This is a genomic window from Streptomyces sp. NBC_00582, from assembly GCF_036345155.1.
Lineage (GTDB): Bacteria > Actinomycetota > Actinomycetes > Streptomycetales > Streptomycetaceae > Streptomyces.
The window spans coordinates 9,563,029-9,576,496 of sequence record NZ_CP107772.1 but is presented as its reverse complement, the minus strand read 5'-3'; the positions used below and the strand labels follow the sequence as shown (position 1 = coordinate 9,576,496).

The 13,468-nt window shown below is 71.7% G+C and carries 12 protein-coding genes and 2 pseudogenes; 2 read left to right on the top strand and 12 right to left on the bottom strand.

Annotation, left to right across the window (positions count from 1 at the left end; genetic code table 11):
* The 6 genes from OG852_RS43325 to OG852_RS43300 form a co-directional block, all read right to left on the bottom strand.
* On the bottom strand, nt 1–1,497 hold the full coding sequence (locus OG852_RS43325; protein ID WP_133913241.1) for an acyl-CoA synthetase: 1,497 nt from the start codon (nt 1,495–1,497) through the stop codon (nt 1–3).
* Between the two features lie 33 nt (nt 1,498–1,530).
* Entirely contained in the window at nt 1,531–2,235 is a 705-nt protein-coding gene (locus tag OG852_RS43320; RefSeq protein ID WP_133913240.1) for a hypothetical protein, read from the bottom strand.
* Entirely contained in the window at nt 2,130–2,660 is a 531-nt protein-coding gene (locus OG852_RS43315) for a hypothetical protein (RefSeq protein WP_330350741.1), read from the bottom strand. The genes OG852_RS43320 and OG852_RS43315 overlap by 106 nt, the downstream gene beginning before the upstream one ends.
* Before the next feature lie 44 nt (nt 2,661–2,704).
* Nucleotides 2,705–4,264 carry an acyl-CoA synthetase gene (locus tag OG852_RS43310; RefSeq protein ID WP_133913238.1) on the bottom strand — a complete coding sequence of 520 codons (1,560 nt, stop codon included), beginning with the start codon at nt 4,262–4,264 and terminating at the stop codon, nt 2,705–2,707.
* Nucleotides 4,261–5,370: an NAD(P)H-dependent flavin oxidoreductase gene (locus tag OG852_RS43305; protein WP_330350740.1), complete on the bottom strand. Its 1,110-nt coding sequence runs from the start codon at nt 5,368–5,370 to the stop codon at nt 4,261–4,263. Before OG852_RS43305 ends, OG852_RS43310 begins: the two co-directional genes overlap by 4 nt.
* A gap of 79 nt (nt 5,371–5,449) precedes the next feature.
* Nucleotides 5,450–7,015, bottom strand: coding sequence for a phytoene desaturase family protein (locus OG852_RS43300; RefSeq protein ID WP_330350739.1), 1,566 nt, complete (start codon nt 7,013–7,015; stop codon nt 5,450–5,452).
* A gap of 50 nt (nt 7,016–7,065) precedes the next feature.
* Between OG852_RS43300 and OG852_RS43295 the strand changes: the two genes are divergently transcribed.
* Nucleotides 7,066–7,899, top strand: coding sequence for an NUDIX hydrolase (locus OG852_RS43295; RefSeq protein ID WP_133913235.1), 834 nt, complete (start codon nt 7,066–7,068; stop codon nt 7,897–7,899).
* Between the two features lie 10 nt (nt 7,900–7,909).
* Here the strand turns inward: OG852_RS43295 and OG852_RS43290 are convergent, their stop codons facing one another.
* The 5 genes and pseudogenes from OG852_RS43290 to OG852_RS43270 all read right to left on the bottom strand — a co-directional run bounded on the left by OG852_RS43290 (nt 7,910) and on the right by OG852_RS43270 (nt 12,346).
* Nucleotides 7,910–8,764 carry an oxygenase MpaB family protein gene (locus tag OG852_RS43290; protein WP_330350738.1) on the bottom strand — a complete coding sequence of 285 codons (855 nt, stop codon included), beginning with the start codon at nt 8,762–8,764 and terminating at the stop codon, nt 7,910–7,912.
* A gap of 271 nt (nt 8,765–9,035) precedes the next feature.
* Nucleotides 9,036–9,113 (bottom strand): annotated as a pseudogene (locus tag OG852_RS43285) (recombinase family protein); the annotation flags it as partial.
* A gap of 91 nt (nt 9,114–9,204) precedes the next feature.
* Nucleotides 9,205–9,774 (bottom strand): TetR/AcrR family transcriptional regulator, encoded by a 570-nt coding sequence (locus OG852_RS43280; protein ID WP_133913233.1) that lies wholly within the window; start codon nt 9,772–9,774, stop codon nt 9,205–9,207.
* A gap of 158 nt (nt 9,775–9,932) precedes the next feature.
* On the bottom strand, nt 9,933–11,219 hold the full coding sequence (locus OG852_RS43275; RefSeq protein ID WP_330350737.1) for a DUF3533 domain-containing protein: 1,287 nt from the start codon (nt 11,217–11,219) through the stop codon (nt 9,933–9,935).
* The gene (locus tag OG852_RS43270) at nt 11,216–12,346 is read right to left on the bottom strand and encodes a 4Fe-4S binding protein (protein ID WP_330350736.1); all 1,131 of its coding nucleotides are present in this window, start codon (nt 12,344–12,346) and stop codon (nt 11,216–11,218) included. The genes OG852_RS43275 and OG852_RS43270 overlap by 4 nt, the downstream gene beginning before the upstream one ends.
* Between OG852_RS43270 and OG852_RS43265 the strand changes: the two genes are divergently transcribed.
* Nucleotides 12,228–12,965, top strand: a complete 738-nt coding sequence (locus OG852_RS43265) for a substrate-binding domain-containing protein (protein ID WP_330350735.1) — start codon at nt 12,228–12,230, stop codon at nt 12,963–12,965. The two genes, OG852_RS43270 and OG852_RS43265, sit on opposite strands and share 119 nt — an antisense overlap.
* Here OG852_RS43265 and OG852_RS43260 read toward each other — a convergent pair.
* Nucleotides 12,934–13,335 (bottom strand): annotated as a pseudogene (locus tag OG852_RS43260) (type II toxin-antitoxin system PemK/MazF family toxin); the annotation flags it as partial. The gene OG852_RS43265 and the pseudogene OG852_RS43260 overlap by 32 nt on opposite strands.
* Between the last annotated feature and the right edge of the window lie 133 nt (nt 13,336–13,468).

Genomic DNA, 13,468 nt, shown 5'->3' with positions numbered 1-13,468 from the left:
TCATGACCCGAACCTGTCGCGCAGCTCCCGCTTGAGGATCTTCCCGCTGGCGTTGCGCGGCAGCTCGTCCACGAACAGCACCCGCTTCGGGGCCTTGAAGGGGGCGAGCTTCTCCCGGGCGTGCGCGATGAGTTCGTCCTCCGTCACCTCCTGACGCGCGACGACAACGGCGGTCACCGCCTCGATCCACTTCTCGTCGGGCAGCCCCACCACCGCGACCTCGGCCACCGCGTCGTGGGTGTAGAGGGCGTCCTCGACCTGACGGGAAGCGATCACCACGCCACCGGAGTTGATGACGTCCTTCACCCGGTCGACGATCGTGAAGTAGCCGTGGGCGTCACGGACGGCGAGGTCCCCGGAGTGGAACCAGCCGTCCCGGAATGCCTCGGCGGTCTCCTCGGGCTTCCGCCAGTAGCCCTCGCACAGCTGCGGGGAGTGGTAGACGATCTCACCGGGAGTGCCGTCGGGGACGTCCTGTCCGTTCTCGTCGACGACACGGGCGTCCACGAACAGGACCGTGCGTCCACAGGAGTCCATCCGGCCCTTGTGCTCGTCCGGGGCGAGGACGGTGGCGAGCGGGCCGATCTCGCTCTGCCCGAAGCAGTTGTAGAAACCGAGCTTCGGAAGGCGTTCCCGCAGCCGTTCCAGGACGGGCACCGGCATGATCGACGCCCCGTAGTAGGCCTTGCGCAATCCGCTCAGATCCCGGGTGGCGAAGTCGGGGCGGTTCGCGAGGCCGATCCAGACGGTGGGCGGGGCGAACAGGCTGTCGACGCGACCCGACTCGATCAGGTCGAAGAGCCGCTCCCCGTCCGGTGCGTCGAGGACGAGGTTGGTGGCGCCGACCGCGAGGTACGGCAGCAGGAACACATGCATCTGCGCGGAGTGGTACAGCGGCAGGGAGTGCGCGGGGCGGTCGCCGGCGCTCAGGTCGAGGGCGGCGATCGCGCTGAGGTACTCGTGCACCAGCGCCCGGTGGGTCATCATCGCGCCCTTGGGCAGCGCGGTCGTACCGGAGGTGTACAGGAGCTGGACCAGCTCGTCGGTGCGCGGCTCGGGGCCGTCGTAGGGCTCGCCGCCGGCCAGTCGGTCGAGGAGCGAGCCGTCGGCGTCCCGCAGCGGCACCGTCCGTACGCCGACGGGGAGTTGCTCCACGAGATCGGGGTCGGCCAGGACGAGGGCGCTGCCCGACTGCTCGACGATGTACGCGAGGTCGTCGCCGGTGAGGTTCTGGTTCACGGGAACGTGGACCAGGCCGGCGCGGGCGCAGGCGAGGAAGGCGATGAGGTAGGCGTCGGAGTTGTGGCCGTAGGCCGCGACCCGGTCGCCGCGCTCCAGCCCCTCGCCGAGCAGCACGGCCGCCGCGCGCGAGACGGCGTCGTCGAGTTCCTGGTAGGTCCAGGTGCGGTCGCGGTACTCGACCGCGACGCGGGCCGGGGTGCGGTGGGCGCTGCGCCGCAGCACCCCGTCGACGGTGCTGCCGTGTCCGGACGTCATGGCACATGATCCTCGACGGGCCACCGGAGCAGGTCAAGTCGGGCGGGCGGCCCGGGCGAAGGCGACGCATGGGGCCGCCGCCGTGGTCAGGAGTCCTGCGACGAGCAGGACAGCCATGGCCGCGGAGGGGTGCAGGGGTGCGCGTCCGTCGTAGGCCGTGACGGTGATCGCCGCGAAGAAGGCGCTGTAGCCGAGGGCCGCCATGCCCGTCACGGCGACCGCCGCCCGCCCGCCGAGCCGGCCGGCCTCGCACAGGATGGCGAGCACCGCGAGGAGTTGCAGCCCGTGCGGGCCGACTGCGTGGGCCAGTTCGGCGCTGCCCTCGGCTCCGAAGAGGATCTCGTACGGAACGTGCCCCGTGTCGTCGAAGGTCTGCTCGCCGATGGCGGCCATCCGCTGTCCGATCCCCCGGGCCGCCGGCACGGCGGTGAGCCCCACGAGCACGGCGATCCGGGACGCGGCACCGCCCTCGAACCGGACGAGCGCGGCCACCAGCAGGACCACCACACCGAGGACCAGCAGCAGGACGACGTTGCCGATCAGGCCCCGGATCGCGGCGTCCGTGTCGGTGGCCTGACTGAAGTGGGAGGCCGTGCCGCGCCAGCGCTGCGCGGTGATCAGCACGGCCTCGGTCACCGAGCTGAAGACGACGAGGCCGGCCGCGGCCCGGGTCCACCAGCGGTCGGCCAGGTGCCGCAGGATCCACACGACGGCCCACACCAGCAGCCCGAAGGACACCCACAGCAGTTGCTGGTAGCGGTCGACGGGGCGTACGGCACGCCACACCTCGTTTCGACGGGCACCGAGGCGGGCCGGTCCTCCGGCGCGAAGTAGGCCGGCACTCCGGGCAGGACGAGCAGGGCGCCGAGCCGGGCCCTCGGCGGGGTGGCGCACAGGCCGACGGAGTACACCCCGATGAGGTTCGCCACGGGTGTCAGCGGGCCGGGCCCCACCGTCAGGGCTTCTACGGCGAGCCCCGCCGTGCCGACCGCGCGGGCCGTCAGCGGCCGGCTGCGGCGCACCGCCAGGCTGCCGGCGATGACGGCGGCGAGCGCCAGGGCGGCCCACAGGGGCTCTTCGTCCTCCGGGCGCGGACCGAGCCGTACGGCGGCCATGGCGGCCAGCATGACGGCGGCCGGCCCGAACTCGCCCGCCCTGCGCACGGGGCACGGCCCACTCCCCCGTCGTGTCCGGCGGGCTCCGAGTTTCACACCGGCCGGGTCCGCCCCTCCCAGTACGGTTCCCGCAGGCGCCGTTTGTAGAGCTTGCCGTTGGGGTCGCGGGGCATCTCGGTGATGAAGTCGACGGACTTGGGGCGCTTGTATCCGGCGAGACGGTCGGCGCAGTGCGCCAGGAGGGCGGCGGCGAGGTCGGGGCCGGGCTCATGGCCGGGGGCCGGTTCGACGACCGCCTTGACCTCCTCGCCCCAGTCGTCGTGCGGGATGCCGAAGGCGGCGGCGTCGGCGACGGCCGGGTGGGCGAGGAGCGCGGACTCGATCTCGGCGGGGTAGATGTTGACGCCGCCGGAGATGATCAGGTCGATCTTGCGGTCGCGGAGGAAGAGGTAGCCCTCCTCGTCGAGGACGCCGAGGTCGCCGACGGTGAAGAAGTCGCCGATGCGGTTCTTCCTCGTCTTCGCCTCGTCCTTGTGGTAGGCGAAGCCACCGGTGCTCATCTTCATGTAGACGGTGCCGAGTTCACCCGGCGCGAGGCGGTTGCCGTCGTCGTCGAAGATCGCCAACTCGCTGATGGGCCAGGCCTTTCCGACCGTGCCGGGCTTCTTCAGCCAGTCCTCGGCGGTGGCGAAGGCGCCGCCTCCCTCGCTGGCCGCGTAGTACTCCTCCACGCACTCGCCCCACCAGTCGATCATCGCCCGCTTGACGTGGTCCGGGCAGGGCGCGGCGCCGTGGATGGCGTGCCGCATGGAGGAGACGTCGTACGCCTGCCGGGTGGACTCGGGCAGGGCCAGGAGCCGGTGGAACTGGGTGGGGACCATGTGCGTGTGCGTGCAGTCGTAGGTGTCGATCAGCCGCAGCATCTCCTCGGGTGTCCACTTGTCCATGAGGACCAGTCGGTGCCCGATGTGCAGGGAGGAGCCCGCGAACTGCAGGACCGCCGTGTGGTAGAGCGGTGAGCAGACGAGGTGGACGTTGTCGTCGAACGGCCGGACGCCGAAGAAGGCCAGGAAGCCGCCCAGGTAGGACTCCTCGGGCAGCTTGCCGGGCAGCGGCCGCCGGATGCCGCGCGGGCGGCCCGTCGTCCCCGAGGTGTAGTTCATGACCCAGCCGAGGGTGCGGCCCGCGGGGGCCGACTCCGGTTGTCCGTCGAGGAGTTCGGCGTACGGCCGGAAGCCCTCGGCCCCTCCGACGCCGTACCGGTGGCTCGTGGGCAGACCGGCCTCGTCGGCGGCCCGGCGGGACTCCTCGGCGAAGCGCTCGTGGGCGATGAGGACCTTGGCTCCGGAGTCGGAGACGATCCAGGCGATCTCGGGGCCGACGAGGTGGTGGTTGACCGGGACGAGATAGAAGCCCGCCTGGGTCGCGGCGAGGTAGGCGGTGAAGAACTCGGGCGAGTTGGGCAGGACCACGGCGAAGGCGTCGCCGCGTTCCATCCCGGCCGCGCGCAGTCCGTGCACCAGCCGGTTCGCGGCGGCGTGCAGGCGTCCGGCGGTCCACTCCTCGCCGTCCGGGGCGATCAGGACCGTACGGTCGGGGTCGGCGGTGGCCTGGGCCCAGAAGCCCGCGGGGGGTGTGCTCGTGCTCGTCACTGGCCGCTCCTTCCGGCGATGCGGTTGACGCGGTCCACGGCCTGTTCGAAGCCGCGGGTGAGGTCGTCGAAGACCGCCTGGACGGGACGGACTTCGTTCATCCGGCCGACGATCTGCCCGACGGGTGTGCCGAGCAGCGGGTCGACCTCGTACTTCTGGATGCGGGAGACCGCCTCGGCGACCAGCAGGCCCTGCAGGGGCATGGGGAGGGTGCCGGGGCCGTGCGGGTCGTCCCAGGCGTCGGTCCATTCGGTGCGGAGCTGACGTGCGGGTTTGCCGGTGAGGGCGCGGGAGCGGACCGTGTCGCCGGAGCCGGCCGCGAGGAGCTTGCGGGTGAGGGCGGGCGAGTGCAGATCGGCCTCGGCCGTGGTCAGCCAGAGGGAGCCGAGCCAGACGCCCTGGGCGCCCAGCGCGAGGGCGGCGGCGATCTGGCGGCCGCTGCCGATGCCGCCGGCGGCGAGGACGGGCAGCGGGTCGACGGCGTCCACGATCTCCGGGGTCAGGATCATCGAGGCGATGTCACCGGTGTGGCCTCCGGCCTCGTACCCCTGGGCCACGACGACGTCGATGCCCGCCTCCTGGTGCTTGCGGGCGTGCCGGGCGCTCCCGGCGAGCGCGGCGACCAGCACGCCGCGCTCGTGGGCGCGGGTGACGACGTCGGCGGGCGGGGAGCCGAGGGCGTTGGCGAGCAGCCGGATCGGGTAGTCGAAGGCGACGTCGAGCTGGCTGCGGGCGACCTGCTCCATCCAGCCGGTGATCCGCCAGCCGGACGCCTCGCCCTCGGCCAGCTCCGGGACTCCGTACTTGGCGAGGGTGTCCCGGACGAACTGCCGGTGCCCCTCGGGGATCATCGCCTCGACGTCGGCCTCGGTGACGCCTTCGACCTTCTTGGCGGGCATGACGACGTCGAGCCCGTAGGGCCGACCGTCGACGTGCGCCTCGATCCAGTCGAGGTCGCGTTTGAGGTCGTCTGGGGCAGTGTAGCGGACCGCGCCGAGCACGCCGAAGCCGCCGGCGCGGCTGATGGCCGCGGCCACGGCGGGGAACGGCGTGAAGCCGAAGACGGCGTGCTCGACTCCCAGGTGATTGCTCAGCTCCGTCTGCATGGGCGCAGGATGCCGCAGCGGACCGGCCGACGGAAGAGGTTTTCTGATAGACCGTCAGATTTCCTGCTCTCGGCGGCACTTACCGGTCGGCCTCCAGAACCGCCATCGCCGCGTTGTGCCCCGGCACTCCGCTCACCCCTCCCCCGCGGACCGCGCCCGCGCCGCACAGCAGGATGTTCGCGTGCGCGGTCTCCACGCCCCAGCGGCCGGTGGCCTCGTCCGCGTACGGCCAGGACAGGTCGCGGTGGAAGATGTTGCCGCCGGGCAGCCCGAGGTCGCGCTCCAGGTCGAGCGGGGTCTTCGCCTCGATGCAGGGGCGCCCGTCGGCGTCCAGGGCGAGACAGTCGGCCAGCGGTTCGGCGAGGTGGGCGTCGAGCTGGGCGAGGGTGGCCTTGAGGAGTTCGTCGCGGACGGAGTCGTGGTCACGTGCGAAGAGCCGGGCCGGGGTGTGCAGACCGAACAGCGTCAGGGTCTGGTAGCCCCGCGCGACCAGGTCGGGGCCGAGGATCGTCGGGTCGGTCAGGGAGTGGCAGTAGATCTCGGACGGCGGAGCGGCGGGCAGCTCACCGGCGGCGGCCTGGGCGTGGGCGGTGGCGAGCTGCTCGTAGCCCTCGGCGATGTGGAAGGTGCCGGCGAAGGCCTCGCGCGGGTCGACCGAGCCGTCCCGCAGCCTGGGCAGCCGCTTGAGCAGCATGTTCACCTTGAGCTGGGCACCCTCGGCGGGGGCCGGCGGCCTGTCGCCGGTGAGGGCGGCGAGGGCCTGCGGGGAGGCGCCCACCAGGACGTGGCGGGCGGTGGTGACGCCCTCGCCGTCGGCGGTGCGCCAGGTGACCTCGGCGCTGTGGCCGTCGGTGGCGATACGGACGGCCTCGTGGCCGGTGGCGATGACGGCTCCGGCGTCGCGCGCGGCGGCGGCCAGGGCGTCGGTGAGGGCCCCCATCCCGCCGACGGGCACGTCCCAGGCACCGGTCCCGCCGCCGATGACGTGGTACAGGAAGCAGCGGTTCTGCCGGAGGGAGGGGTCGTGGGCGTCGGCGAAGGTGCCGATGAGGGCGTCGGTGAGGACCACGCCCCGTACCAGGTCGTCGGTGAAGTTCGCCTCCACGGCGGCGCCGATCGGTTCCTCGAAGAGCGCGCGCCAGGCTTCCTCGTCGTCGATACGGCGGCGCAGCTCGTCCCGGGTGGGCAGGGGTTCGGTGAGCGTGGGGAAGACCCGTTGGGCGAGGCGCCCGGTCATGCCGTAGAAGCGCTGCCAGGCCGTATACTCCCGCTCCCCGCCCGTCAGCCGGGCGAAGGCCTCCCGGGTGCGGTCCTCTCCCCCGCCCACCAGAAGTCCCGTGGGTCGTCCGCCGCGCTCGACGGGGGTGTACGACGAGATCGTGCGCCCTTGCACGCGGAAGCGCAGGCCGAGGTCCGTCACGATCTTCCGCGGGAGCAGGCTGACCAGGTAGGAGTAGCGCGACAGCCGGGCGTCCACACCGGTGAAGGGGCGGGTGGAGACGGCTGCGCCGCCGGTGTGGTCGAGCCGTTCCAGCACCAGCACGGACCGTCCGGCCCGGGCCAGGTAGGCGGCGGCGACCAGGCCGTTGTGTCCGCCGCCGACGACTACGGCGTCGTAGGTGTGGTGTCCCTCGTGAGCAGGCATGGATTCTTCGTAACACGATCTACGGCAGGTTGGATACGAGGGGGGATCCCATGGACACCGAGGCGAGTCAGACGGCCGCGCTCCTGGTCAACGGGCGGGGGCAGTATCTGCTGCATCTGCGGGACGCCTACAAGCCGATCTGGGATCCGGGCACCTGGTCGCTGCCCGGCGGGGCGCGGGAGGGGGACGAGACGCCGGAGGAGGCGGTCGCGCGGGAGCTGCTGGAGGAGACCGGACTGGTGATCGAGGGGATGACCCGGTTCACGGTCACCGAGGACACCACGGTCTTCCTGGGCCGTTGGGACGGCGACCCGTCGCGGATCCCGGTCGGCGAGGGCATCATGTTCGCCTTCTTCGACGCGTCGACGGTCCGGCATCTCGTCGTGGCGCCCTGGGCGGCCGAGGTGCTCGCCCTGCACCGCGGCGACGGGAGCGTGCCCGTGCGGCGGGAGGCCCCGCATGTCGTGGGCGTCCATCTCTACCTGGAGCAGGACGGCAGGATCCTGCTCGGGCTGCGCCATCCGGACGCGGCCTTCGCGCCCCGGACCCACCACTTCCTCGCCGGGCACTGCGAACAGGAGTCGGCCGTGACCTGTCTGGTGCGGGAGGCCAGGGAGGAGGCGGGGCTGGAGATCGACCCGGCGGACGTGGAGCTGGTGCACACCGTCCACATCGACAACGGCTTCCGCCGCCGGCCCCGGATCCAGCTGGTGTTCCGCGCCCGCCGCTGGGGCGGCGAACCGCGACTGCTCGAACCGGACAAGTGCCTGGGCTGGGACTGGTGGCCCCTCGACGCGCTCCCGGAGCCGATGGTCGACTACGCGCGGGCGGCGGTCGACGGCATCCGAGCCGGCCGCGCGTACACGGAGCTGGGCTGGGGCTGAGCCGGACGGTCTACAGCGGGACCTTGTGCGGTGCGGGACGGGCCTGGGGGCCCAGTCTCGCCATGGCGCGCAGGATGTGCTGGGGCGGGAGCTGCCAGCGTACGTGGGCGGGGATACGGCGCAGCAGGGTGCCCGTGGCGCGCAACCGCCGGGTGACGGTGGCGGGGCGCGGTGCCGGTCTGCCGTACAGCGCGTGGGCGTACGGCGGCAGGGAGGCGTAGGCCAGGTCGGCCACGCGCCGCCACAGCAGGGTGCGCGCGGGGACGAGCAGGGGGTGGGTGGGCGGCCGGAGCAGGAAGTCGTCCACCGCCCGCGCGTCCGCTCCGGCGGCGAGTTCGGGTCGTACCTTCTCGAAGTAGGCCTTCATCTCGGCCTGGTCGGCGGGCACGCCCGAGGGATCGAGGCCCACCAGACGGGCGCTGACGCGGTGTTCGGCCACATAGCGGTCGGCGGCGGCGTCGGTGAGGGGGTAGCCGGAGCGGCGCAGGACGTGCAGATACGAGTCGATCTCGGCGCAGTGGACCCACAGCAGCAGGCCGGGTTCGTCGACCGGGTAGCGCTCGCCGGTGTCGGGGTCGGTGGCCGTGAGCAGGCGATGGATCTTGCGGACCCGGGCTCCGGCCTTCTCCGCGGCGTCGCCGGTGCCGTAGGTCGTGGTGCCGACGAAGTTCGCGGTGCGCATGAGCCGGCCCCAGGCGTCGTGCCGGAAGTCGGAGTTCTCCATGACCCCGCGGACGGCGCGCGGATGGAGCGCCTGGAGATAGAGGGCGCGGATGCCGGCGACCCACATCATCGGGTCGCCGTGCATCTGCCATGTCACGCTCGCCGGGGTGAACAGCCCCGGATCACCCGTCTCACCCGTCATACGGGCAGTGTGACCGGACTCGTTGGTGGGCACCAGGCCACGTTCGCGACCTGCGCTGATGCCTGGTGGCCCGGGCCGGTGTCGGTGAGATGTCGCTTCCTCGCACCGGCTCGGCCGGCAGTACAGACCGGTGACCCGAGAACGCCTGCTCGCCCTCGTTGTGCGCGTACTGTGCTCAGCCTCGCGAGTCCGGGTGCTCCTGGAACGGCGGTTCGCCTGGAGCCGGGCGAGGAACGACCCTCGCCGACTCCGGCGCCGGCGGCCCGAGGCCGGACAGCAGTTCTCCGGTGCGCGGGTGGCGGGCGGTGAGGTCCATCGCGGAGAACGCCCCGTCGTGGATGCGCAGGGCGTCCGAGCAGAGTGTCCAGTTCGCCGGTGATGCCGCCGTATCCCCCGCGGCCGATGATCCGGGTCCACGCTTGCGACCGAGTAGTGATCGGTCAGCGCACACCCGCCGCGTCGAGCAGCGTGATCACCGTGGGCGCGAAGAGCCCCGCCAGTTCGTCAGCTCCGATGCCCGCGCGGGCGCTGCCACCGTCGAAGACGAGGCTGAGCTGCCGGGCCAGCAGACCGGGATCGCTCGCTCCGCCCCGCTCGGCCTCGGCACGGAAGAAGGCGGTCAGGTTCTCCTTGACCCCATGGGCGACGCGGCTCGCCGGGTGACTCCGGTCCTTGAGCTCGATCTGCGCGGCAAGGAAGGGGCAGCCGTAGAAATCGGGGGCGCCCGACTGCGATTCCACCTGCCCGAAGACGTGCAGGATGCGCTCCCTGGGGGGCCGGTCGTCGTCCGCCGCGGGCAGGAGGGCCGCCACATGGGTGGAGGTGCGCCGCTCCAGGCTCGCCGCGAGCAGTTCGTCCTTGCTCTGGAACAGCTGGTACATGGAGCGCTTCGACACTCCGGCCGCTTTGCACAGCGCCTCGACGCCGATGTTGACACCGTCTCGGTAGGTGAGTGCGGCCGCCGCCTCCAGCAGCCGTTCCCTGGGGCTCAGTTTCACTTCAGTGGTCACACCGCGAGGTTAGCTCAGAGAGAAGCGGAAAAGACACCGATCGGTTTCCGCGTTGCGGACAGGGGGCGGCTCGGCGACGGCCCGGGGGAATGGCCGTCGCCGAGCCCTGGCCACTCCAAGTGATGGCCCCGTCCTGGGGGATGCGGGAGTGGCTTCCGCTAGGCCGGGACCGCCGTCTTCTCTGACGTCGTCTCCACCGGGATGCGGTGCAGACCCTTGCGGTCGTACCACCCCAGCACGCCGAAGCCGAACAGCGCCGCCGCCGCGAGAGCGGCCGCCATCATGACCCAGCCCCGGGTCAGCCCTGCGTCGCCCTGGGCGTCGTAGTAGAGGATCGAGCGGATTCCGCCGGTGATCTGCCGCAGCGGCTCGAACTCCGCGAGGAAGCGGTAGAAGCCGGGCAGCGCCTCGATGGGGGTGGTGGCGCCTGCCGTCGGCACCGCCATTCCAATGAAGACCAGCGTGACCACGAGCATGCCGGGCGTGCCGAAGACCGCGAGGAGGGTGAGCGCGCCGATCCCGGCGACCGCGATGGCGCACACCGAGTACAGCCACAGCAGCGGCAGATGGGAAGCGTCCATGCCCATGAGGCCGACCGCACCCGCCATGACCAGGGTGCCCATCAGCAGCGACAGTCCGGCCATGAGGGTGGTGCTGATGGCGAGGGTCTGCACCCGGGTCGCCCGGATCAGGGGACGGTGCAGGCGCCGGGGACCCATGTCGTTGTGGGTGTAGCCGAGGGCGTGGTCGACCTGGCCGCTGATGACGTTGGCGGAGAGCATGCCGACGACCACGAGGGTGAGCGCGTAGTAGAACGCCGTCAGGCCCAGGCCGCTGTGCGAGTCGAGGGGGTGGCCGTCCTTCACCGTGACGGCGGCCGGGTCGGCGAGCAGCACACGTGCCGCGGCAGGGAGTTTCGCCTGCTGGGCGCCGCTCCGCGCGGTCAGCTCCTTGCCCACCTGGAGCGAGGCGCTCTCGGCCGCCCGGGTCGTCGCCGTGCGGGCCAGGCCGGATCCGATGCTGCCGGCCGACTGGTTGGTGAGGACCGTCAGCGTCGGGCGGGCCGGTGCGCCGGTGGTCGTGGTGCTCGTCAGTGCGGTGACGGAGGAGGTGAAGTCGGCGGGGACGACGAGCGCGCCGAACAGCTTGCCCTCGCCGAGTTCCTCCTTCAGCTCCCTCTCGTCCATCACCTTCCAGTCGATCTTGCCCCCGTTCGCGGTGGACTTCCTGATCGACTCGGTGATCTGAGCCCCGAGGTTGACCTGGCCCGCTCCCTTGTCCGCGTTGACCAGGCCGACGGGCAGCTTGGTCATGTGATCGACCGGATCGATGTTGGCGCCGACGTAGAACACGGCGAACAGCAGCGCGAGTACGCCCGTGATGACGCCGTTGGCGATCCACAGAGGTTTGGCGCGCAGGACACGGAAGGGGGACATGCCACTCATGACGTAGGTGTCTCTCGTTCGGGGGACGCGGAACGCTTCGCCGGGGGCTGCCAGCCGCCGGTGACTTCCTTGATCGGCTTGTGGGGGAAACGGCGCCGGGCGTACTCCTGCGCCTGGGAGCCCGGCAGGACGTAGAGCGTTTCCCTCTTGTCCCGCAGCGGCCGCAGCACGGTGTCCATGAACGACTTGCGGTCGTCCAGGTACGGGCCCAGGACGTCCTCGCCGGCCGGGCAGACGGCGAGGCAGTAGCCGGACTTGTAGCCGGGGGGCGAGGCCAGGCTCTGCCACATGGAGGCGCTCTCGGAGTCGGTGACCCGGGAGCGGTAGTCCGCGGCGTCCTCGCTGTCGGCCACCGTCTGCACCCAGTCGGTGAACCCGCTCATGAACTCGCGGTAGTTGTGGGTGGCGCAGGCCAGTCCGTCGAACGCGCCGTCCTTGGCGATGGCGCCGACCGGGCAGGCCGCGACGCACAACTTGCAGTCGATACAGGGGTTGTAGTCCAGCGGCTGTCCGTACTCGCTCACCTCCGCGTCCACCAGAACGGTGACCAGCAGCATGAAGCTGCCGAACTTCGGGTGGATGACGTTGCGATGCAGACCCATCACGCCGAGCCCGGCGGCCACCGCGACCGTCTTGTGAGCGACGACCCAGATCCGGTCACGGGAGTAGCGGTCCATCTCCTGGGGGAAGCCGACGGACGGATTGAGTGCGCGGTACCCGGCGTCCTGGAGCGCCTGGGTGACGCCGCGTGCGGCGTGGTTGGCCTGTTCGTCGGTCTGGTGGTACTCCTGGTTGGCCACGCTGCGGGCCGGGGAGCGGCAGTTGTCGCGGTTCAGCCGGACCGCCATCGCGATCAGGCTCCGAGTGCCGGGCAGCGCGGACTGGGCGTACTCGCGTTCGCCAGCCAGGTCGGGGTGGTCCAGGCTCACCGCGGCCATGTCGTCCGCACCGGCCGCCAGACACAGCTCGCGCAGCCAGGCCGCGTCGATCACCGCCGGCGGGCGCGCCGTGTCACCGGCCGCGCGCCGGGCGAGTACGGCCCGCACGGACGGGTGGGCGGCCAGCTTCGCCGGAAGCCTGGGAGGCGGAGGCGGCGTGTGCCCCTCGCCATCGCGCGCGGCAGTCATCCATGCTCCTCGTCACTCGGGCCCGGAACTCGCCCACGTGCGCGACGAGAAACCGGTCAGTTTCACCACCGTAAACCGATCGGTTTCCCCGTGCAAGTCCGCGCCGCCCGGAAGGAGCCACCCGGGCCTGCCGCGATCCGGGGCTGCCGGCGGCGCACGTGGTCAGCATGCGCTACTCGCGGACCAGCGCCCGGGACGCCGTCGCGGAGTGGGCACAGGCCGCCACCCCGGTCCGGCGGTCGCCGCGTTCAACGACCTCATCGCTCTCGCCGTCCTGGCGAGCTGCCGCACGCAGCACATCGGCGTCCCGGACGACCTGGCGCTCATCCGCGTCGACGACCTCCCCGTGAGCTCGCTCGCCGTACCGGCCCTCACCACCATCGGCATGGACCTCACCACCGCGGCCCGCAATCTCACCGCCGGCATCCTCTCGGCGGCCACCCCCCAGCCAGCCGTGTCACCAACCTGTCCGGTCAGCACACCTAGTGCCCCGGCCCTAGATCGTGATCTTGTTGCTGGAGGGCGGTGGAAGGGGGGCCGCCGTCGGTCGTCGACGAGATCGGACTGGGCAGCAGAGGCGTCCGCTGGTCGAGTCCTCCGAGACGGCGGGCATCTTTGATCTCGCGGAGCCTCGCAGCCGTCATCGGGGTCCACTCCCTCCTCTCTCCAGCGGTATGGAGGGCGGCTCCGACCTCGCTGAGCTTCGCGGAGGACAACACGCCCGCTCGCTCGATCAGGTCGTCCCGGGCGACAGTGGTCAGCCAGGTGCAAGGAGTAAAGCCTGGACGCGGGAACGCGAACCGCAGCACGCCTTCGAAAGGCAGCCCTTCCCCGGCGCCTATCGCCACTTCAACGCCCAGGCCGCTGATGTCGACGCCCGCCGGCGCAACGACCTGCATGACCTGGAACCCGGATGACTCGTCGTCCGACAGCAGCACGACCGGGCGTCGCTCGTCGAAGTCGACCCACCAGATTTCGCCGCGTCGCATGTGTCCTCCTGGTAACGAGTCGGCGGGCGGACGCTGCATGCCCGAGCGGGGCACCGGATGCGGCCCCGTCTTCGCACGTCGTGACCGAGGGGGTGGTGAAGACGGGTGCGGCCGCCGGTGATCATCGGTGTGC